We start from the raw sequence: 20,726 nt of genomic DNA, 5'->3' as shown, positions 1-20,726 counted from the left end.
TCCGTTTTCGGTCAGACTGGCGGCGAAAAATTGCACAGGATGCGTTGGCAATTTCTGAACTGTGGGGAAAACCGGAACAGACCTTAATCCCCGATTCCAACAGACTCTAAGAATCAAAAGATTCCTGAATCATCCTTTCTTTATGAGAACCGGACTGGATAACTTCAGACCAAAACCGGATCAGACAACCAACAGGGCGGAAAAAAATCAGATGAAGCGCAAAGTCTTGAGAGTGATCGACGGTGAAGCGGTCTTTCCACCTCCCATCTGGATGATGCGTCAGGCCGGTCGCTACCTTCCGGAATATCGCGAGACACGGAAGAAGGCAGGGAGCTTTCTCGATCTGTGTTATTCACCCGACCTGGCAGTCGAAGTGACGCTTCAGCCGATCCGCCGTTTTGGCTTTGATGCAGCCATTCTGTTTTCCGACATTCTGGTCATCCCTCACGCCCTTGGACGTGACCTTCGCTTTGAAGAAGGCAGGGGGCCTTTGATGACCCCGATCGACGCGGACGAGATATTCTGGCTTGAGACCGAAGGTGTCGCCAAACGGCTGGAGCCGGTCTACGAAACGGTTCGGCTACTGCGCGAGCAACTGCCCGACGAAACGACGCTGCTTGGCTTCTGTGGCGCGCCCTGGACCGTTGCGACCTATATGATCGCCGGTCACGGTACACCGGATCAAGCGCCAGCCCGCCTTTTCGCCTATCGTTTCCCGGAAGCCTTCGAAAAGCTTTTGAATGATCTGGCGGATGTGTCCGCCGAATATCTCATCGAACAGCTGGATGCAGGCGCGGACGCCGTACAGATTTTCGATTCCTGGTCTGGTGTTCTGGACGAAGATTGCTTTGAGCGGTTCTGCATCCAGCCGGTGGCGCGGATCGTTCAGAAAGTTCGCGCGGTCTATCCCGAAGCCCGCATTATCGGTTTCCCGAAGGGAGCCGGAATGCTTTATGCGGGCTACCGCGAAAAGACTGGCGTGGACGTGCTCGGCCTCGACTGGTCGGTTCCGCTCAATTTCGCCGCCGCCTTGCAGGAAGATGGCGCCATTCAGGGCAATCTCGATCCGTTGCGCGTTGTCGCGGGCGGTTCGGCACTCGATGAAGGTGTAGACGCGATCCTGGAACGTCTCGGGAAAGGTCCGCTGATCTTCAATCTCGGACATGGTATTACGCCGCAAGCGCCGGTCGAGAATGTCCAGCGCATGATTGATCGCATTCGTGGAGAAAAATCGTGAGCCAGCCGACCTCGAAGGGCAGCACCAAGGCCGCCTATATTCGCATGATCGCAGCGCTTGTCATCGTGGTGCTTGGCGTTTGGGCATTGTTTCACGTGAATCCAACCGATGCCTATCTCTGGGTAAAGGCGGTTCACGTCATTGCCGTCATTGCCTGGATGGCCGGAATGCTCTATCTGCCACGGCTTTTCGTCTATCACACAGCGGCCGAGCCGGGCTCAGAAGCTTCCGAGACTTTCAAGGTGATGGAAAAGCGACTGCTGCACTTCATCATCAATCCCGCCATGGCGGTGACCTGGATCGCCGGTATCTGGATGGCATGGGAGATTTTCCGCTTCCAGGGCGGGTGGCTGCACGCCAAGCTGCTGCTGGTCGTGCTGATGTCCGGCATGCATGGCTATCTTTCGAAAGCGACACGCCTTTTCGCGGAAGACAAGAACACGAAATCGGCAAAGCACTGGCGAATCGTTAACGAAGTGCCAACGGTGCTGATGGTCCTGATCGTCATTCTGGTGATCGTGAAGCCATTTTAATTGCGGTTTTAAATGAAAAAGAAACCCGTTTGGTCGGGTTTCTGCCATTTTCTCGTTGCAGAATTTTTGCGCAGTCACTACATGTGACTTGCTCTTCATATTGCAAATCGATATGAAGGAAACCTCTTCCCTTCCTGATCGCAGGCCTTCGATGCCGGTCAAGCCAACCAGCTGACCAACTTTCCGAACAACTGCATTTTCTCCTTATATTTCAAAAGAGTTCCTCATCCATGCAGGAAATGAAACTACAAGAACTAAAAAATAAAACACCGGTTGAGCTGCTTGCTTTTGCCGAAACCCTTGAAGTCGAAAATGCGAGCGCGATGCGCAAGCAGGAACTGATGTTCGCGATTCTCAAGAAGCTGGCTTCGCAGGATGTCGAGATCATCGGTGAGGGCGTTGTCGAAGTGCTGCAGGACGGTTTTGGCTTCCTGCGCTCCGCCGACGCCAATTATCTGCCAGGCCCCGACGATATTTATATTTCCCCTTCGCAGTTGCGCCGCTTCTCGCTGAAGACCGGCGATACGGTTGAAGGCCCGATCCGTGGCCCGAAGGAAGGCGAGCGTTATTTTGCGCTTCTCAAGGTCAATTCGATCAATTTCGAAGACCCGGAAAAGATTCGCCACAAGGTCCACTTCGACAATCTGACGCCGCTCTATCCCAATGAGCGCTTCAAGATGGAACTCGAAGTTCCAACCTCCAAGGATCTGTCGCCGCGCGTCATCGATCTGGTTGCGCCGCTCGGCAAGGGCCAGCGCGGCCTGATCGTCGCTCCGCCGCGTACCGGTAAGACCGTTCTGTTGCAGAATATCGCGCATTCGATCACCGCCAATCATCCGGAATGCTATCTGATCGTTCTTCTGATCGATGAACGTCCGGAAGAAGTGACCGATATGCAGCGTTCGGTGAAGGGCGAAGTCATTTCGTCAACCTTCGACGAACCGGCTGCGCGTCACGTTCAGGTTGCCGAAATGGTCATCGAAAAGGCCAAGCGCCTCGTGGAACATGGCCGCGATGTCGTGATCCTGCTTGACTCGATCACCCGTCTTGGCCGCGCTTACAACACTGTTGTTCCGTCGTCGGGTAAAGTCCTGACCGGTGGTGTGGACGCCAATGCGCTCCAGCGTCCGAAGCGTTTCTTCGGTGCTGCGCGTAACATCGAAGAAGGTGGTTCGCTTACCATCATCGCGACCGCGCTGATCGATACCGGCAGCCGTATGGACGAAGTGATCTTTGAAGAATTCAAGGGCACGGGTAACTCGGAAATCGTTCTCGACCGCAAGGTTGCAGACAAGCGTATCTTCCCGGCTATGGACATTCTCAAGTCCGGTACGCGTAAGGAAGATCTGCTCGTCCCACGCGCCGATCTCCAGAAGATTTTTGTTCTCCGCCGTATCCTTGCGCCGATGGGCACGACCGATGCAATCGAGTTCCTCATCGACAAGCTCAAGCAGACCAAGAGCAATGGCGAGTTCTTCGATTCGATGAACACGTAAGCTCCTTGCAGCTTTGCTAATCAAAAGCCACGCTGGGTAGCCGGCGTGGCTTTTTTGGTGTTCATGCTCCGCCGGTGAGAAGAATGCGCAAGGCTTCGCCGTTTTCCACGGGTGGCAGGCACACATGGCCTTTGCAGAACCACGCGGAGGGCTTGTCCGCCTTGGCTGTGCCGCCTGTGGGCAGGTTGATCTCAGCATCCGCTGTGAAACTGACGATCTTATCCATACGCCGCGGATCAGGGTTTCGATTCGCTATCGTAACAAGCTCATCCTGTTGGGATTGCGCGGCGACAACGAGCGACAGCGGTTCGGCTGCCATACGCGCAGCATTCAATATGCCGATCTGTCCATATTGCTGCGCGAATGCGCGGCCCAGTGCCTGCTCAATCAACGTCTCATTGCTTTGATAAAGCGCCATATCGCCGGTCGCGAGGAAAAGCCGCGTCAGCGCTTCAATGATCTGGCTGGTCGCACTGGGGATCGCCTCGTCATAATCGCCATAGGCGTGAAGAATAACATCGTCGGCATCGAGTGCCGAGAGGCGATAATTGCCGGACGCGTCCCGGTGATGTGCGTCGAGCGCTTGCTTCAGCTTCTGCGCATCATCCACATAAGCGCGGTCAGCACTTGCTTCATAGAGCGCCAGCGCTGCATTGATCATGCCGGCATAGTCTGTCGAAAGGGCAGGGTAGACCAGCCGATCTTCCATACGACAATGCGCCATTTGTCCCGCACGAAACGGCGCCATGATGGCGTGATAGGCTTCGATGGCGAGCGTGGTCCAGTCCGGTTTTGAAAAGCTCCGCCCTGCCTCTGCGAGTGCCCGGATTGCCAGTGCGTTCCAGTCGGTGAGCGCCTTATCATCCCGTCCGGGGCGAATGCGTGTTTCACGCTGTGCGAAAAGCTTCGTCTTGGCATCCCGTATCAACGGCGGAACCGACCCTCCACCATCGACGTCATGCAGGCGGTTCAGAATAGTATGGCCTTCCCAGTTGCCACTCGGTGTAACGCCATAGAAGGTCTTGAAAGCTGCGCTGTCTCCTCCCAGAACGCGGTCGATCTCTGCTTCGCTCCAGACGTAGAATCTTCCTTCCTCGCCTTCGCTGTCGGCATCCAGACTGGATGTGAAACTGCCGTCCGGCAGGCGCATTTCACGAACCAGCCAATCGATAGTTTCTTCGATTCGGTTACGGAACAAGTCATCCTTGGTTTCCGCATAGGCATAATTAGCGTGACGGATCAGTTGGGCATTGTCGTAGAGCATCTTTTCAAAATGTGGCACCAGCCAGTCCGCATCCGTGCTGTAGCGACAAAGACCACCGCCGAGATGGTCGTAAATGCCACCTTGCAGCATGGTTTTTAGCGAGTGGATAAACTTGTCCCTGCTATCGCTGTCGCGATTATAAAGCCAGGATAGCCACAGAGCGTCCATGAAAGGGGCATTGGGAAATTTCGGAGCGCCGTCAATACCACCCCGGACGGGATCGAACATGGTCGCGATCCGTGTGGCGATCGCATCGAAACGGGAAACTTCGTTCTGGCTACCTTCGCTCTGCGCAGCGAGCCTGCCTTCCAAATGATTGAAGACCGCTTCGGCATTATGTTTAATTTTTTCTTTATTTCCCTGCCAGAGACCATTCACCGCGTTCAGTACGTCGACAAAGCCCGGCATGTTGTAGCGCGCATGTCGCGGAAAATAGGTGCCGCCCCAGAACGGCTTGCCGTCAGGGCGCAGAAACATGGTCAAGGGCCAGCCGCCCTGCTGTCCCATGGCGCCAAGCGCTGCCATATAGATCTGGTCGATATCCGGTCGCTCCTCGCGGTCTACCTTCACATTGACGAACAGGTCGTTCATGACTGCTGCAACATCGGCATCTTCAAAAGACTCGTGGGCCATGACATGACACCAGTGACAGGCGGCATAGCCGATTGAAAGCAGGATAGGGCGGTTCAATTCCCGCGCTGCGTCGAGGGCTTCCTTTCCCCAGGGCTGCCAGTGAACCGGGTTGTCCGCATGTTGGCGCAGATAGGCACTGGGTTCCGCAGACAGCCTGTTTCTGCTGATATCCGTCATGAGGCTTCCCTTTCAGCGTTTGAATGAATATGCACTGAGCTTAATTTCAATCCTCTTGGCAAGATTGATATAGGTCAGGAAACGCAATGAACGACACCGCCGTGCATCACGATACGATTTTCGCACTGTCCAGTGGAAGGCTCCCGTCCGGTGTTGCTGTCGTGCGTGCGTCCGGCCCCAAAGTTCGATTCATTATCGAAACGATTATCGGCGGCGAAATCAAACCGCGCTATGCGGCCTATAAGACATTCCGTTCCCGAAATGGAGATGCGATCGATCGCGGATTGGCGCTCTTTTTCCCTGGACCGCATAGTTTTACCGGCGAAGACTGCGTTGAATTTCATCTTCATGGCGGTATCGCCGTCGTAGAAAAGCTGTTGCAGGAACTGAGTGAACTTGCCGGATGCCGCATTGCAGAAGCGGGCGAATTTACGCGTCGGGCCTTTACCAACGGAAAGATGGACCTGACAATTGCCGAAGGTCTCGCCGATCTGATTGCCGCAGAGACCGAAGGCCAACGACGCCTTGCCTTGCAGGTCGCTTCCGGCGCGCAACGTCAACTCTATACGGAATGGCGACAACGGCTTGTCCGTGCGCGTGCCTTCATTGAAGCCGAACTCGACTTTGCGGATGAAAGCGATGTGCCGGGTTCTGTTTCTGATCAGGTATGGCGATCTTTGCAAGCGCTGCATAAGGAAATTGAGCTGCACATTGCCAGCGGCAAACGCGCAGCCATGCTTCGCGACGGATTGCATGTGGTAATTGCTGGCGCTCCAAATGCCGGTAAATCGAGCCTGTTGAATTTTCTCGCCGGGCGTGAAGTGGCCATCATTTCCGATGAAGCGGGCACCACGCGCGACCTTCTGGAAGTCAAACTCGATCTCAATGGCATCCCGGTTTATGTCACCGATACGGCGGGGCTACGCGAGACCGAAAGTGTGGTGGAAAAAATCGGCATTGAGAGAGCTCGTGAAAGAGCGTCGGAAGCAGACCTTATTCTTCTGCTTGAAGATATGAGCGATCCGATTGACGTGGCGCTGGACGAAGCCGATGCCGAGATTTGGCGGATTGGAACAAAGGCCGATCTGACTGGTGCCCAAACCGAACAATGGACATTTCAAATCTCCATCAAAGACGGTTCAGGATTGGAAGAGCTTCTAGCCAAACTCCTGACGTTTGCCGAAGAACGCATTGGTCAGATCAATGATGCTGTTCCCACACGACAGCGCCATATAAATTTGCTCCGCTCGACACTGAGCGAGATCGAAATCGCTGCCAGCCGGGATGATCTTCCGCTGGAACTGCGTGCCGAGAACATGCGCCGAGCCTCGCAATATCTGGGACGTATCACAGGCGATGTGGATGTCGAAGAAATTCTGGATGTGATCTTTTCGCAGTTCTGCATTGGCAAGTGATTCACGTGAAACATTGCCTCGCGAAGCACCGATAAAGCTCGTGGAATGTTTCACGTGAAACATCTGTGGAATCCGCTGATGCCGGTTGACTCCATCTGATCTTCATGAGTCAGCGATCTCGAACGCTTTTAATTGATCGCCTGTCACGCTTTTATCCTTCCGTTTCAAACGCATTCATGGCAAAAGCTGTCTCTTAATCCAGGGATGCGAGAAATGAGTTCGGCTGAGTCTACAGTCTTCGATGTTATTGTTGTCGGTGGCGGTCATGCGGGCTGCGAAGCTGCGTCGGCTGCCGCGCGCGCTGGCGCACGCGCGGCATTGGTGACACATCGCTTTGATACCGTTGGCGTTATGTCCTGTAATCCTGCCATTGGTGGTTTGGGCAAGGGGCATCTTGTCCGCGAGATTGATGCGCTGGACGGTTTGATGGGTCGCGTTGCCGATAAGGCAGGCATCCAGTTCCGCTTGCTGAACCGACGCAAGGGACCAGCCGTTCGCGGCCCTCGTACTCAAGCTGATCGCAAACTGTATCGTCTTGCGATGCAGGAAATAATTGGTGCGCAAGAGAATTTGACGGTCGTTGAAGGTGGTGCCTTCGATATCAAAACCGAGAATGGTAACATCACTGGTGTCGTGTTGTCAGATGGTCGGCTGCTGAACTGCGCCGCAGTAGTGCTGACGACGGGCACATTTTTGAACGGCCTCATTCACATCGGCGAGAAGAAGATACCGGCTGGGCGCATGGGTGAGAATCCGGCACTTGGGCTTTCGGATACTTTGAAGACGCTTGGCTTTGCATTGGGGCGCCTCAAAACCGGCACGCCACCGCGTCTTGATGGACGGACTATCGATTGGGAAAGCCTCGAAACCCAGTCTGCCGATGAGAACCCGGTCCCGTTTTCTTTGATGACGGATCGCATTACGATACCGCAGATCGATTGCGGTATTACGCGCACGACGCCGGAAACCCACGCGATTATTCGCGCCAATCTGCATCGCTCGGCCATGTATTCCGGCTCGATTGAAGGTATCGGCCCGCGCTATTGCCCTTCGGTTGAAGACAAGATCGTCAAGTTCGGGGATCGCGATGGCCACCAGATATTCCTGGAGCCGGAAGGTCTGGATGACGATACCATCTATCCGAATGGTATTTCGACCTCTTTGCCGGAGGATGTGCAGCTTGAAATCCTGAAGACCATACCCGGTCTTGAGAAGGCAGTAATGCTTCAGCCGGGTTATGCAATCGAGTATGACTTCATCGATCCGCGCGAGCTGAAGCGCAGTCTGGAAACGCGGCGCGTCAATGGTCTGTTCCTGGCTGGCCAGATCAATGGCACGACAGGATATGAGGAAGCGGGCGCCCAAGGTCTTCTGGCCGGCTTGAATGCTGCGCGGCGGGCAGGGGGCGATGAGCCGATCATCATTCAGCGCACTGAAGCCTATATTGGCGTGATGGTGGACGACCTCACATCTCGCGGTGTCAGTGAACCTTACCGCATGTTCACATCACGCGCGGAATTCCGTCTTTCTTTGCGTGCGGATAATGCTGATCAACGTTTGACGCCGCTGGCAGATCGTCTCGGTATATTGGGCGCAGAGCGCAAGAAGCGGTTTGATGAACGTCAGGAAGCATTGTCAAACGCACGTGAATTGACACAATCGCTGTCGATTACGCCAAATCTTGCGAGCCGATATGATCTGCATCTCAATCACGACGGTGTTCGCCGCTCGGCTTATGATCTGCTGTCTTATCCCGATATTGACCTGACGCGGTTGAATCCAATCTGGCCTGAACTGGGCTCAATAGATCCGTTCACGCGCGAAGCGCTGGAAATTGAAGCGCAATATGCGGTCTATATGGAACGTCAGCAGACGGATATCGCTGTCATGGAACGCGAAGAGCGTTTGTTGATTCCCGCTGGTCTGGATATCGACGCGATTTCGGGCTTGTCCAATGAGTTGAAGCATAAGCTCAAGCAGCGTAAACCGGAAACGATTGCCGAAGCGCAACGCGTCGACGGGATGACACCAGCTGCTTTGGCGCTGTTGATCGCACAAATCAAGAAGCATGGCTCGCGCCGACAGGTTGCCACGGAACTGGCGGAAGGGAAGGGCGCGGCGTGAGTGCTATTATGAGTGCGGATCGTCGTTATGAAAGCCTTCGCCGGATCAATCCCACTGTTTCACGTGAAACAGCGGATCGCCTGATTGAATTCGAAGAGCTGTTCCGAAAATGGTCAAAAGCGATCAATCTGGCCTCTCCATCGACATTGGCGGACCTTTGGAGCCGTCATATTCTCGATAGCGCGCAGGTTTTCCCGCTAGCGCCAAACGCTAAACGCTGGCTCGATATCGGTTCCGGGGGCGGATTTCCCGGCATCGTCACGGCCTGCTATCTGGCGGATCAGCCTGATAGCCGTATTGATCTGGTGGAAAGTGCGGGCAAAAAGGCTGCTTTTCTGCGTACCGCTGCCGGACATTTGAATGTTCCCGCCCATATTCATGCGGCTCGCATCGAGTCGATGTGGGAAAAAATCGAAACGCCGGACGTTGTTACCGCCCGCGCGCTCGCCTCATTGAATGATCTTTTCGGTTTGACGGAGCCCTGGCTCGTCAACGGCGCCAAGGCGCTTTTCCAAAAAGGTCGGGATTACCAGAGGGAAATCGATGAAAGCCGTGTCGGTTGGGATTTCGATCTGGTAAAACATCAAAGTGCTATCGATCAGACTTCGGTCATCCTCGAAATCAGCAACTTGCGACGCAAAGCAAATTGAATCCGAGAATTTGGCAGATCTGGAAAGCGGCAGGGCGACGGTAATGAACAAGATGTCCAGGATCATAACCATTGCAAACCAGAAAGGCGGCGTGGGTAAAACCACGACGGCGATCAATCTGGCCACGGCATTGGCGGCAATAGGCGAAACGGTTCTCATCGTTGATCTCGATCCGCAGGGTAATGCCAGCACGGGGTTGGGGATTGACCGTCGCAACCGTCCGCTGTCTTCTTATGACGTGCTGACGCAAGAGGCGTCAGTGCCGGAAGCTGCGATGCAGACCGATGTGCCCAATCTTTTTATCGTGCCTTCGACGCTCGATCTGTTGGGTATCGAGATGGAAATCGCACAATCCGCAGACCGTACGCGCCGTCTGCGCGATTCTCTACGCTTCGATTCCAGTGTTTCCGAACGGTTTTCCTATGTTCTGGTGGATTGCCCGCCATCATTGAACCTGTTGACGCTGAATGCCATGGCCGCTGCGGATTCCGTGCTTGTGCCGTTGCAGTGCGAGTTCTTCGCGCTGGAAGGCTTGAGCCAACTGTTGCAGACGGTCGATCAGGTGCGCTCGACCATCAATGCCGAGCTTTCCATCCAGGGCATCGTGCTGACGATGTTCGATAGCCGCAACAATCTGGCTTCCCAGGTGGTGGATGATGTCCGCGCCTTCATGGGCGAAAAGGTCTATCGCACTGTCATTCCGCGCAATGTGCGCGTATCGGAAGCCCCATCCCATGGCAAGCCGGCCATTCTCTATGATTTGAAATGCGCGGGAAGTCAGGCCTATTTGCAGCTTGCGTCGGAAGTTATCCAGCGCGAGCGGCAGCTGAAAGCCGCATAGCAAGCCTATCGATTCGACTACGTAACAATTGCAGGAATTTGCCGAACGATGAACGACGATCCTTCAAAGAAGCGCCTTGGCCGCGGACTGGCCGCCCTGATTGGTGAGATCGACCGTCCGGTCGAGGAGCGCAAAACGCCAGTTCCGATTGAACGTAATGTGCCCATCGAGTTCGTCACGCGCAATCCGCGCAATCCGCGACGCATGTTCGCGGAAGCAGAACTCGAAGATCTGGCCCAGTCGATCAAGGAACATGGTGTTGTTCAGCCAATCGTGGTGCGTCCCGCGCCCGGTCAGCCGGATCATTTCGAGCTTATCGCCGGCGAACGCCGCTGGCGCGCATCGCAGCGCGCAGGCGTCGATACGATCCCCGTTATCGTCCGCGATGTGGATGATCGCGTCGCTCTTGAGATAGCGATCATTGAAAACGTTCAGCGCGCAGACCTGAACGCAGTCGAAGAAGCGTTGGGATATCAACAGCTTATCGATAATCATGAGTATACACAGAACGATTTGGCGCAGGTGATCGGCAAGAGCCGTAGCCATGTGGCCAATACGTTGCGCCTTCTCAAGCTGCCGCAACCGGTTCAGGACTTTATCGTTGATGGCGCGCTGTCTGCCGGACATGCGCGCAGTCTCATCACGATGGACAATCCGACGGTTCTGGCAGAGCGGATTGTCAAGGAAGGCTTGTCCGTCCGTCAGGTGGAAGCTCTTGCGCAGGCCGAAGCGCGGGGCGGGGCGGAACCGAAACCGGGCAAAGCTGCGCCGGTGGAGAAAGATGCCGACACCAAGGCGCTGGAAAAGCTGCTTTCCGATGTGACCGGCATGAAGGTCGAGATCAACCATCGGGACCGGGGCGGCGAGGTGAAAATCCGCTACAGCTCTCTGGAGCAACTCGATGAAATCTGCCGCCGCCTTCAAAGCTGATTTGTTCGTTTGTGGAATACAAGAACCCCGGTATCCATACCGGGGTTTTTATTTGCGGATTGTTTCACGAGCAGGCAGTTAGCGCCGAGCGTTGCGCATAGCTTCCACACCGATGGCCATCAGGCATTGGCGGATGATCGGAATGGCAAGCGCGGAATTCTGACGACTTTCCAGCACGGCACGCTGGAGACGCTCCAAAACGCGTGAAAGGCTTTCGCCGCTCCAGCGTCCGACAGCTGTTTCGATCAGCCTTTTACGATTGAAGAAGATGGGTGGCCTTGCACTCGCCACGACAACGGACGCGCTTTTGCGTTCGCTATCCATAATATAGCGCAGGCCCTGTATCTGCTGGAATTGCCGCATGGCTGTGTTCAGCACCAGAAAAGGCGCTGTGCCGGATTTCACGACACGGTCGAATGTGATTTCAAATCGCTGCAAATCACCGGCAATGACTGCATCCACGACCTCTTCTGTCGACAGGCCTGCAACATCGCCCACCGCTTCGCGCACATCGTCAATGTCGATGCGTTCCTTGCCGCGCGCATAGAGGCAGAGCTTTTCCAGTTCGCCGCGGGTGGCAAGGCGGTCGCCGCCAAGGCTGGCGCGAAGCAGCTGACGTCCATCGAGGGTGATCTGCAGCTTCCATTCGGCCAGCACATCATCGATGACACCATCGATGCCGCGCGCATCGTCCGTATAGCAGGGCAGCGCCATGCCCGCTGAGGCGTTCTCGACGGCACTGCGCAACCCTGCGCCCTTCTTCAGATCACCGGCTTCCACAAGGATGAAGGTTTCATGCGGCGGTTCGGTTGCCAAGAGCTTGACCGCATCGGCGAGTTTCTTCTGCCCGGCGGCGTTCTTGATCCAGATCAAGCGGATGCCACCGAACATCGAAATAGTACGCGCTTCATCGGCGAGCTTCGAAGGATCTGCGTCGATCTCGTCGGCTTCCATGCGAATGACGGCAAAGGGATCGTCGAGCGGCAGCTTTGTCGCCTCGGCATAGCGGCGCGCTCGCTCACTCACCAGCCCTTTATCCGGGCCATAAAGAAGCACGACCGGAAATGAGCTGCTCGGTCTGCTCAGGAAACCATCGACTTCATTTGCTTTTTTCTGGGCCATAGTGGGTTCTTAGAACATTTCGGCCAGAAACAAAACAGCCGCCGGTCACGGGATGAACGACGGCTGTGAAAAGCGAATAGTGGACTATTATTCGATCAGCAGGGCATCGTCGTCGAGCGTCTGGCCGCGCACCTTGCGGAACATCTCGATCAGGTCTTCCACGCCCAGCGTCTTGCGCTTGTCGCCGGTAACATCGAGCAGAATCTTGCCGCCATGCAGCATGATGGTGCGGTCACCATAGTCGAGCGCCTGACGCATGGAATGGGTGACCATCAGCGCCGTCAGCTTGTTTTCGGTGATGAGCGTACGGGTCAGTTCCATGACGAATTCAGCCATGCCCGGATCGAGCGCTGCGGTATGTTCGTCGAGAAGCAGAACTTCCGAACCGGCCAGCGTTGCCATGATCAGCGAAAGCGCCTGACGCTGCCCGCCGGAGAGAAGCTCCATGCGGTCCTGCATCCGGTTTTCAAGGCCGAGATTGAGGCTCGCCACGCGCTCGCGAAACCATTCGCGACGATTGGAATTCAGCGCATGGGTGAAGCCGCGCTTCTTGCCACGCGATGCGGCAAGCGCGAGGTTTTCCTCAATGGTCAGGGTGCCGCAGCTGCCAGCCAGCGGGTCCTGAAACACGCGTGCGACGAGACCGGCGCGTTCGGCGGTGGATTTGCGGGTCACATCCTTGCCACTGATCACCACCTTGCCGCCGGTCGGGATGACATCGCCCGCAAGCACACCGAGAAGGGTGGATTTGCCAGCGCCATTCGAGCCGATAACGGTGACAAAGGAACCGCGATCCATGGTCAGGTTGATTTTGTTCAGAACCTGCTTTTCCAGCGGGGTGCCGCGACCGAAGACGACATCGAGATTGGATACTTCGATCATGCGGATGCTCCCCCGCGGCGCATGCGCGGCAATATCAGGGCGAATGTAACGAGAAGCGCGGTGGCGATGTTGAGATCGGACGCCTGCAGGCCGAATGTGTTGCCGTTCGAAAGTGCAAGCTGGATGGCGATGCGGTAGATGACGGAGCCGAGCACGCAACCGATCAGGATCACCAGCAGGTTGCGCGTGCGCAGGATGGTTTCACCGATGATGACCGCTGCGAGACCAACGACGATGGTACCAACGCCCGAGGTGACGTCCGCAAAACCGTTCGTCTGGGCGAAAAGCGACCCGCCAAGCGCGACGAGCGCGTTGGACAGCGCCATGCCGATATAGATCTGGCGATCCGTCTGTACGCCTTGCGCGCGCGCCATTTTCGGATTGGCGCCGGTCGCACGCATGGCAAGGCCCATATCGCTTTCCAGAAAGCGCCAGACGATGAAGACCGCGATGGCCACCAGCACGAAAAGAAAAGCCGGGCGAACGTAATATTCCGGGATACCGTGGCCGAAGAAGGGGCTGAGCATCGTGTCCTGATTGATGAGCGCGATATTCGGCCGACCCATCACACGCAGGTTCACCGAAAACAGCGCGATCATCGTCAGAATGGAAGCGAGCAGATTGAGAATCTTGAAGCGGACATTCAGCGTGGCGGTCACGAGACCGGCTATCGCGCCAGCAACCATGGCGATTGCGGCGGCGAGCCATGGGTTGAGGCCTGCGAGGATCAGAACGCCGGTTACAGCTGCACCGAGCGGGAATGAACCGTCTACCGTCAAGTCGGGAAAGTCGAGGACGCGAAACGCCAGATAGACGCCAATGGCGACAAACGCGAAAACGAGGCCTAATTCGACCGCACCCCAGAAGGCGATCTGACTCACAACGACATTCCTTGTACTTTGCCGCAATCGGCAAGGATGAAGCCGGTTTTCCGGCATAAGACCATCCGCAAGCCTGCGGGCATCGAGGCTTCGTGCCTCCGATTGCCCAAAAGGCTTTCACCAATCGCGACCGGTTTTGGTTTGAGTGTATCCGGCGGGCGAGGCCCGTACGGATCGTTTCCCGGCTAGATCATTTGTTCCCGTTATTATTCCAGTGGGATTACAACTCTCGTAATCCCGAGCGCAAGCCCAAACCGCGCCAAAGGCCCGCAAATGCGGCTTTATGTGCGGCTCACGCAACATTCGTGCGGTATTGCCTCACCTTGGGTATTGTTTGGAACTCCTTTGGCCTTTGTCCAAAAAGAAGAAGGGCGAGAGTTTTCACTCTCGCCCTCTTTTTCTGCGGTCTGATCGATGATCAGTCGATCTTGCTGGTAGCGCGGTCGATCACGGCCTTCGGGATTTCCACGCCCATCTTCTTGGCGGCGCCAAGATTGATGACGAGATCAGTGCCCTTGGCGATTTCAACTGAAATGTCGCCCGGCTTTTCGCCCTTCAGGATGCGTGCAACCACAGCGCCGGTCTGCTTGCCGACGTCGTAATAGTTGAAGCCGAGTGCCGCCATCGCACCGCGCTTCACGGAATCCGTATCGGCGGTAAAGAGCGGCAGCTTGCTTTCCTCGGCAACGCCGACAGCGCTTTCGAGAGCCGAAACAATGGTGTTGTCGGTCGGCACATACATGGCATCGGCGCGGCCGACGAGAGCCTGCGCAGCGCCCTTGACTTCAGCCGACTTGGTGGCGGCGGATTCAACGATTTCGATGCCGTCAGCAGCAGCAGCTTCCTTCAGCGCAGCTAGAAGCGAGACCGAGTTGGTTTCGCCGGAATTATAGAGATAGCCGAGCTTCTTGATGTTCGGCATCACTTCCTTGATGAGCTTGATATGTTCGGCCACCGGCGACATGTCGGAGAGGCCAGTTACATTGCCGCCCGGCTTTTCCATGCTCTTGACGAGCTGTGCGCCGACCGGATCGGATACGGCGGTGAACACGACCGGAATGTCGCGCGTGGAAGAAACCACGGCTTGGGCCGACGGAGTGGAAATCGGAACGATCACATCCGGGCCTTCGCCGACGAACTGACGTGCGATCTGTGCGGCGGTTGCCGGGTTGCCCTGTGCGGACTGATAGACGAATTTGAGATTTTCGCCTTCCTTGAAACCGGCTTCGGCCAGAGCATCCTTGACGCCGTCACGGGCGGCGTCGAGCGCCGGATGTTCGACGATGGCGGTCACGGCGACGGTAACGTCTTTTGCCTGGGCCGAAGTGGCAATGGCCGTTGCGGCCAGCAATGCCAGAAGTACAGAACGCATGAAAATCTCCCCTAATTGGTTTCTATGCTGTTGATTGCTTAATCAAGTTGATAGCCGAAATCAATCAGCACGGAAACCAGACAAGATTGCACGGGGGAATGCGGGTTGCTTGATGAAGCGGCTGTCAGCTTTGTTCCACCCCATGGGTTTCCAAAAGCGACTTCATGCGTTTCACGGCAAGCTCCGGCCTGTCGAGGACGTTGGCCTTGTCGGCCAGCTGAAAAATGTCGGCATAATGGACAATGCCGCGCGCCGACTGCATTCCGGCTGGCATGGTGAAATGCGTCTGGTGGCCATTGAGCCAGGCGAGAAATACAATGCCCGCCTTGTAATACTGGGTCGGCGCTTCGAAAATCTTGCGCGATAGCGGCACGGTCGGCTCGATGATGGCGCGGAAACGGGCGCTGTCGCCTTTGGCAAGCGCTGCCAATGCGCTGGAGGCCTGTGGCGCCACCGCATCGAAAATGCCGAGCAGGGCATGGCTGTGCCGGTTGCCGTCGCCTTCGATCAGCGGCGCATAGTTGAAATCATCGCCTGTGAAACAGAGTATGCCCTCCAGCAACCGGTCGCGCAGGGCCAGTTCGTAGCGCTCTTCCAGCAGCGAAATCTTGATGCCTTCCACCTTGTCGCGGTTGGCCTCGATAATGCCGATGACCGTATCCAGCGCATCATCGAAATTCGAGGCTCCCCAGTAGCCCATAAGCTGCGGATCGAACATGTCGCCCAGCCAGTGCAGCACGACTTTCTCGCGGGCATTGGAGAGAATGTGTCCATAAACCTTCGCATAGTCGTCGGGCGAGCGGGCGATACGGGCAAGGGCGCGGCTTGCCATCAGGATGAAGCGCCCGCCGTGTTTCTCGATGAAACCAGCCTGTGTTTCGTAGGCCTTGATGATGTCATCAAGGCTCTTGGCATCCGCCGGATCGAGATGGTCGGTGCCAGCACCGCAGGCGAGATCGGTCCCCGCTACGGTCTTGCTTTCAGCCAGCGAGCGGCGGATCAGCTCCTGCGCGCCCGCCCAGTTGAGGCCCATGCCGCGCTGCGATGTGTCCATCGCTTCGGCGATCCTGAAACCGAGCCTCCAGAGATGATGACGAAAAGCCATGGTCGCATCCCAGTCGAGCGCGGGATTGTTCCAGGGCGTCGTATCTTTTCGCGGGTCGGAGACAACATGCGCTGCCGCATAGGCGATGCGATTGAATTGCGGGGGAGCGGACGGTCTTTCGGTCGGCGTTCCGACAAGCCGATAGGAAAGCAGGGTTCCACCGGCCTTCGGCAAGGTCAGCATAGTGTCGAATGCAACGCCCATCATCGTCCTCCCATGAACCTCAGTCTTGATAATTTAGAACGTTCCAAATGGCAAGGAATAAGCCTATTTCAAACAGATATAGCCCAGTCTTTTGAGAATTCCGCCTAAAAAAGGCCAAACAACAAGGCGATATCATGGCAATATTACGGCTAAATTTATCTAATTGACAATTTTGGAACGTTCCAATTAACTTAGCGGCAGAAGTCGAGGAAAGCCATGAACAAGAGCAGCGTTACGGTCATCGATATTGCACGCGAGGCAGGCGTGTCCAAATCGACCGTGTCGCTCGTGCTGCGTGACAGTCCGCTGGTTCACGCTGAAACGCGGGTCAAGGTACAGGCGGCAATCGAAAAGCTCGGTTATGTCTATAACCGCAGCGCCGCAAATCTGCGTCAGGCGAAGTCGAAGATCATCGGGCTGGTCGTCAATGATCTGACCAACAGTTTTTTCGCTGAACTGGCGGTGGGCATAGACCGCGTGATGCAGTCGGCGGGCTATGTGCAGTTTTTGGCCAATACCGGCGAAAGCATCGACCGCCAGCGCGAGGTGATCGCCTCTATGCGCGAACATGGCATTGCCGGGCTGATCGTTTCACCAGCACGCGGTACGGAATCAGGCGATCTGAAGCCGCTGGCGAAAAGCGGCCTGCCGGTCGTGCAGATGGTGCGCGATGTGCCGGGTTCCGGTGTTTCGTCCATTCTGTCCGACAATCGCGGCGGTGTCGCGAAGGCCGTCGAGCATCTGGTTGGTCTGGGTCACAGGAACATCGCCTTCATGGGCGGCTATGCGGATACCGCGGTGTTTTCGGAGCGTGTTTCCGGATATCGCGCTGGTCTGGAGCAGGCGGGTCTCGCCTTTGACGAGGCGCTGATCTTCACATCGGCGCCGTCGCGGGCAGGTGGTGTGGAAGCAGTCGAGCGCATGTTGCTGCACGGCGCAAAACCAACGGCCACGGTGTGTTTCAACGATGCGGTGGCGTTTGGTGTTTGTGACGGCCTGCGCGCCGCGCATCTGGAACCGGGTCGCGATTTCGGCGTGGTCGGCTTTGACGATGTGATCGAAGCAAAGACGGCGGTGCCCGCATTAACAACGGTGTCGGTCGATCCGCAGGGGATGGGCGAACGGGCGGCACAGCTTCTGTTGAAGCAGATCAACTCGGAACGGGTGGAGGCGGAGGCGCAGCGTTTGGCGGTGCGTCTTGCGGTGCGCGCAAGCTGTGGCGCGCAGACCAAAAAGGAGGAGAAACACCAATGGCAAAGTGGGGCCTTATAGGCGCAAGCACGATTGCGAAGGAATGGGTGATCGGAGCCATTCGCGCGACCGGCGGCGAAGTCGTTTCGGTTTACAGCACCAATGCCGCGCGCGGCGAAACCTATGCGCGCGAAAACGGGATTGCCCGCTCGGTGACAAGCCTTGATGCGCTGCTTGCCGATCCGGAAATCGAAGCGGTCTATATCTCCACCACCAATGAACTGCATCGAGATCAGGCGATTGCCGCAGCAAAGGCCGGCAAGCACATTCTGTGCGAAAAGCCGCTGGCGCTGACCCTTGGCGATGCCCATGCCATGTTGAAGGCCGTGCGCGAGGCAGGCGTTGTGGCTGGCACCAACCATCATCTGCGCAATGCTGCAAGCCACCGCGCTATGCGCGACGCCATCGCCCAAGGCAGGATCGGCAAGGTGCTTGGGGCGCGGGTTTTCCATGCGGTTTACCTGCCGCCGCATTTGCAGGGCTGGCGCATTCAACGACCAGATGCCGGTGGCGGCGTCATCCTCGATATCACCGTGCACGACGCGGACACGCTGCGTTTTGTGCTGGGCGAAAACCCGGTCGAAGCCTTGGCTTTCAGCCAGCAGGGGGGCCTCAGCGGCGATGGTCTGGAAGACGGTGTGATGGGTGTGCTGCGCTTCTCCTCCGGCGCGATTGCCCAGTTCCACGATGCTTTCACCGCCAAATATGCCGAAACGGGCTTTGAAGTGCATGGCAGCGAAGGCTCGCTGGTGGCGCGCAATGTGATGACGCAAAAGCCGGTCGGCACCGTGCTGCTGCGTGATCAAAACGGTGAGCACGAATTGCCGCTCGACCAGAAAAATCTCTACGAAACCGCCTTGCAGGCATTCCACAACGCGATTGCGGGCAAGGGCCAGCCTTCTGCAACACTCGAAGACGGCATCTGGTCGCTCGCCACCGGGCTTGCGGTCGCGGAAGCCGCCAAGACTGGCAAGGCAACCGCCGTTCAATCTGGACTCTGAACACCATGAACAAGCATATTTCGGCTGCGGAAGCGGCTGCACTCATCCCCGACAATGCTGTCGTTTCGGTCTCCTCATCAAGCGGTCTTGGCTGTCCCGACCTGACGCTGAAAGCGATTGGCGAGCGGTTCGACGAGACGGGCCACCCGAAGAACATCACCACGCTGCACCCAATTGCGGCAGGCGATATGAGCGGCATCAAGGGCGTCGATTACATCGCCAAGCCCGGTTTGTTGAAGAAGATCATCGGAGGTTCCTATCCGTCCGGCCCGTCGAGTGCCGAACCGCCGCTGATCTGGCAGATGATCACCAATAATGAGATTCCGGCCTATAATGTCCCATCCGGCATTTTGTTCGACATGCACCGTGAAGCGGCGGCCAAGCGCCCCGGCGTGCTGACCAAGGTAGGGCTCGATACATTCGTCGATCCCAAGCGTCAGGGTACGGCGATGAATGACAAGGCTACACAAGAGCCGGTGGTGAAACATGTCAGCTTCGAAGGCGAGGACTGGCTCTATTTTCCGGCCATCATCCCGCAGGTGGCGATCATTCGCGCGACGACGGCGGATGAACGCGGCAACCTCACCTATGAGCATGAAGGCGCTTATCTCGGCGGTCTCGATCAGGCGCTGGCCGCGCGCAACAATGGCGGCATCGTCATTGCGCAGGTGAAGCGCATCGCCAAGGAAGGCACGCTGAAGCCGCATGACGTTCGCGTGCCGGGCGTTCTGGTCGATTATATCGTTGTCGATCCCGACCAGAAGCAGACCACGCAGACGCTCTACGACCCGGCGATTTCGGGCGAGATTTTCCGCCCGCTGGATACATTCCGTCTCGCCGAATTCAATATTCAAAAAGCGATTGCACGGCGTGTCGCGCAGGAATTGCAGGCGGGCAGCGCGGTCAATCTCGGCTTCGGCATTTCCGCCAATGTGCCACGCATTTTGCTGGAAGAAGGCCTGCACGGTGCCGTGACCTGGGTGATCGAGCAGGGTGCTGTCGGCGGCGTGCCGCTTCTGGACTTCGCTTTCGGCTGCGCGTCCAATGCCGATGCCTATATGCCGTCACCCTATCAGTTCACCTATTTTCAGGGTGCCGGTTTTGATGCCTCGCTGCTCTCGTTCCTTGAGATCGGGCGCGACGGTTCGGTCAATGTGTCGAAACTTTCATTCCGTCCGCATGTCACGGCGGGAGCGGGCGGCTTTGTCGACATTACCGCACGCGCCAGGAAGATCGTCTTTTCCGGCATGTTCAATGCGGGTGCGAAATTGTCGGTCGCTGACGGTAAGCTGGTGATCGAAAAAGAAGGCAAGCTCAAAAAACTGGTCAATGAGGTCGAGCATGTCACCTTCTCAGGCCCCCGCAGCGTCGCGCAGGGACAGGACATTACCTACGTCACCGAACGGGCGGTGATGAAGCTGACGCCGGAAGGTATCGTGCTCACCGAGATTGCGCCGGGTGTCGATTTGCAGGCGCATATTCTAGATCAATCCGAATTTCCGCTGATCGTTTCCGACCAGCTCAAGACCATGGATGAAGCGCTGTTCCGCGAGGAGCCAATTGGACTTGAATTGCCGCAAAAACCGGCGCGAAAGCTGGAGGCGTGAC

Annotated in this window: 17 protein-coding genes; 11 read left to right on the top strand and 6 right to left on the bottom strand. The window is 56.6% G+C overall.

The features are described from left to right. The first annotated feature begins 211 nt into the window (after window positions 1-211). The 3 genes from hemE to rho all read left to right on the top strand — a co-directional run bounded on the left by hemE (window position 212) and on the right by rho (window position 3,266). A complete protein-coding gene (hemE, locus tag HWD97_RS00455) occupies window positions 212-1,237 on the top strand; it encodes a uroporphyrinogen decarboxylase (protein WP_109370020.1) in 1,026 nt (341 codons plus the stop codon). Between the two features lie 44 nt (window positions 1,238-1,281). After that, window positions 1,282-1,770 (top strand): protoporphyrinogen oxidase HemJ, encoded by a 489-nt coding sequence (gene hemJ / locus HWD97_RS00450; RefSeq protein ID WP_109370335.1) that lies wholly within the window; start codon window positions 1,282-1,284, stop codon window positions 1,768-1,770. A 230-nt stretch (window positions 1,771-2,000) separates the two neighbouring features. Beyond that, the gene (rho, locus tag HWD97_RS00445; protein WP_109370019.1) at window positions 2,001-3,266 is read left to right on the top strand and encodes a transcription termination factor Rho; all 1,266 of its coding nucleotides are present in this window, start codon (window positions 2,001-2,003) and stop codon (window positions 3,264-3,266) included. A 61-nt stretch (window positions 3,267-3,327) separates the two neighbouring features. Here rho and HWD97_RS00440 read toward each other — a convergent pair whose 3' ends face one another. Next, the gene (locus HWD97_RS00440) at window positions 3,328-5,340 is read right to left on the bottom strand and encodes a thioredoxin domain-containing protein (protein WP_124915137.1); all 2,013 of its coding nucleotides are present in this window, start codon (window positions 5,338-5,340) and stop codon (window positions 3,328-3,330) included. Window positions 5,341-5,426: 86 nt separating this feature from the next. Between HWD97_RS00440 and mnmE the strand changes: the two genes are divergently transcribed. The 5 genes from mnmE (at window position 5,427) to HWD97_RS00415 (ending at window position 11,300) form a co-directional block, all read left to right on the top strand. Next, complete coding sequence (gene mnmE, locus HWD97_RS00435; protein WP_109370017.1) at window positions 5,427-6,755, top strand: tRNA uridine-5-carboxymethylaminomethyl(34) synthesis GTPase MnmE; 1,329 nt, start codon at window positions 5,427-5,429, stop codon at window positions 6,753-6,755. A gap of 213 nt (window positions 6,756-6,968) precedes the next feature. Beyond that, window positions 6,969-8,879, top strand: a complete 1,911-nt coding sequence (gene mnmG / locus HWD97_RS00430) for a tRNA uridine-5-carboxymethylaminomethyl(34) synthesis enzyme MnmG (RefSeq protein ID WP_371834575.1) — start codon at window positions 6,969-6,971, stop codon at window positions 8,877-8,879. An 8-nt stretch (window positions 8,880-8,887) separates the two neighbouring features. After that, window positions 8,888-9,529: a 16S rRNA (guanine(527)-N(7))-methyltransferase RsmG gene (gene rsmG, locus HWD97_RS00425; RefSeq protein WP_371834574.1), complete on the top strand. Its 642-nt coding sequence runs from the start codon at window positions 8,888-8,890 to the stop codon at window positions 9,527-9,529. A 43-nt stretch (window positions 9,530-9,572) separates the two neighbouring features. Next, window positions 9,573-10,370 (top strand): ParA family protein, encoded by a 798-nt coding sequence (locus HWD97_RS00420; RefSeq protein WP_109370014.1) that lies wholly within the window; start codon window positions 9,573-9,575, stop codon window positions 10,368-10,370. Window positions 10,371-10,418: 48 nt separating this feature from the next. Continuing rightward, on the top strand, window positions 10,419-11,300 hold the full coding sequence (locus HWD97_RS00415; RefSeq protein WP_121536860.1) for a ParB/RepB/Spo0J family partition protein: 882 nt from the start codon (window positions 10,419-10,421) through the stop codon (window positions 11,298-11,300). A 78-nt stretch (window positions 11,301-11,378) separates the two neighbouring features. Here HWD97_RS00415 and holA read toward each other — a convergent pair whose 3' ends face one another. From holA to HWD97_RS00390, 5 genes are all read right to left on the bottom strand, one after another. Beyond that, the gene (gene holA, locus HWD97_RS00410) at window positions 11,379-12,422 is read right to left on the bottom strand and encodes a DNA polymerase III subunit delta (RefSeq protein ID WP_371834573.1); all 1,044 of its coding nucleotides are present in this window, start codon (window positions 12,420-12,422) and stop codon (window positions 11,379-11,381) included. Window positions 12,423-12,509: 87 nt separating this feature from the next. Next, the gene (locus HWD97_RS00405) at window positions 12,510-13,304 is read right to left on the bottom strand and encodes an ABC transporter ATP-binding protein (RefSeq protein ID WP_140026249.1); all 795 of its coding nucleotides are present in this window, start codon (window positions 13,302-13,304) and stop codon (window positions 12,510-12,512) included. Continuing rightward, window positions 13,301-14,185, bottom strand: coding sequence for an ABC transporter permease (locus HWD97_RS00400; RefSeq protein WP_109370010.1), 885 nt, complete (start codon window positions 14,183-14,185; stop codon window positions 13,301-13,303). The genes HWD97_RS00405 and HWD97_RS00400 overlap by 4 nt, the downstream gene beginning before the upstream one ends. A 418-nt stretch (window positions 14,186-14,603) precedes the next feature. After that, window positions 14,604-15,557, bottom strand: coding sequence for an ABC transporter substrate-binding protein (locus HWD97_RS00395; protein ID WP_109370009.1), 954 nt, complete (start codon window positions 15,555-15,557; stop codon window positions 14,604-14,606). A 124-nt stretch (window positions 15,558-15,681) separates the two neighbouring features. Beyond that, a complete protein-coding gene (locus tag HWD97_RS00390) occupies window positions 15,682-16,866 on the bottom strand; it encodes a dihydrodipicolinate synthase family protein (protein WP_371834615.1) in 1,185 nt (394 codons plus the stop codon). A 216-nt stretch (window positions 16,867-17,082) separates the two neighbouring features. Here HWD97_RS00390 and HWD97_RS00385 point away from each other — a divergent pair, with 216 nt between their 5' ends. From HWD97_RS00385 to HWD97_RS00375, 3 genes are read left to right on the top strand one after another with little or no spacing between them, the layout of a single operon-like run. Further along, window positions 17,083-18,138, top strand: a complete 1,056-nt coding sequence (locus HWD97_RS00385; protein ID WP_121536855.1) for a LacI family DNA-binding transcriptional regulator — start codon at window positions 17,083-17,085, stop codon at window positions 18,136-18,138. After that, window positions 18,117-19,118: a Gfo/Idh/MocA family protein gene (locus HWD97_RS00380; RefSeq protein WP_371834572.1), complete on the top strand. Its 1,002-nt coding sequence runs from the start codon at window positions 18,117-18,119 to the stop codon at window positions 19,116-19,118. The genes HWD97_RS00385 and HWD97_RS00380 overlap by 22 nt, the downstream gene beginning before the upstream one ends. 5 nt (window positions 19,119-19,123) lie before the next feature. Then, window positions 19,124-20,725 carry an acyl CoA:acetate/3-ketoacid CoA transferase gene (locus HWD97_RS00375; protein ID WP_371834571.1) on the top strand — a complete coding sequence of 534 codons (1,602 nt, stop codon included), beginning with the start codon at window positions 19,124-19,126 and terminating at the stop codon, window positions 20,723-20,725. Window position 20,726: the final 1 nt, after the last annotated feature.

The organism is Ochrobactrum sp. C6C9, assembly GCF_022627935.1.
GTDB lineage: Bacteria > Pseudomonadota > Alphaproteobacteria > Rhizobiales > Rhizobiaceae > Brucella > Brucella teleogrylli.
This window is presented reverse-complemented; position numbering and strand designations above follow the sequence as displayed.

Bases quoted from the DNA above. Each gene is read 5' to 3' on its own strand.
- hemE (WP_109370020.1), top strand. From the start codon at position 212: ATGAAGCGCAAAGTCTTGAGAGTGATCGACGGTGAAGCGGTCTTTCCA.
- hemJ (WP_109370335.1), top strand. From the start codon at position 1,282: ATGATCGCAGCGCTTGTCATCGTGGTGCTTGGCGTTTGGGCATTGTTT.
- rho (WP_109370019.1), top strand. From the start codon at position 2,001: ATGCAGGAAATGAAACTACAAGAACTAAAAAATAAAACACCGGTTGAG.
- HWD97_RS00440 (WP_124915137.1), bottom strand. From the start codon at position 5,340: ATGACGGATATCAGCAGAAACAGGCTGTCTGCGGAACCCAGTGCCTAT.
- mnmE (WP_109370017.1), top strand. From the start codon at position 5,427: ATGAACGACACCGCCGTGCATCACGATACGATTTTCGCACTGTCCAGT.
- mnmG (WP_371834575.1), top strand. From the start codon at position 6,969: ATGAGTTCGGCTGAGTCTACAGTCTTCGATGTTATTGTTGTCGGTGGC.
- rsmG (WP_371834574.1), top strand. From the start codon at position 8,888: ATGAGTGCGGATCGTCGTTATGAAAGCCTTCGCCGGATCAATCCCACT.
- HWD97_RS00420 (WP_109370014.1), top strand. From the start codon at position 9,573: ATGAACAAGATGTCCAGGATCATAACCATTGCAAACCAGAAAGGCGGC.
- HWD97_RS00415 (WP_121536860.1), top strand. From the start codon at position 10,419: ATGAACGACGATCCTTCAAAGAAGCGCCTTGGCCGCGGACTGGCCGCC.
- holA (WP_371834573.1), bottom strand. From the start codon at position 12,422: ATGGCCCAGAAAAAAGCAAATGAAGTCGATGGTTTCCTGAGCAGACCG.
- HWD97_RS00405 (WP_140026249.1), bottom strand. From the start codon at position 13,304: ATGATCGAAGTATCCAATCTCGATGTCGTCTTCGGTCGCGGCACCCCG.
- HWD97_RS00395 (WP_109370009.1), bottom strand. From the start codon at position 15,557: ATGCGTTCTGTACTTCTGGCATTGCTGGCCGCAACGGCCATTGCCACT.
- HWD97_RS00390 (WP_371834615.1), bottom strand. From the start codon at position 16,866: ATGGGCGTTGCATTCGACACTATGCTGACCTTGCCGAAGGCCGGTGGA.
- HWD97_RS00385 (WP_121536855.1), top strand. From the start codon at position 17,083: ATGAACAAGAGCAGCGTTACGGTCATCGATATTGCACGCGAGGCAGGC.
- HWD97_RS00380 (WP_371834572.1), top strand. From the start codon at position 18,117: ATGGCAAAGTGGGGCCTTATAGGCGCAAGCACGATTGCGAAGGAATGG.
- HWD97_RS00375 (WP_371834571.1), top strand. From the start codon at position 19,124: ATGAACAAGCATATTTCGGCTGCGGAAGCGGCTGCACTCATCCCCGAC.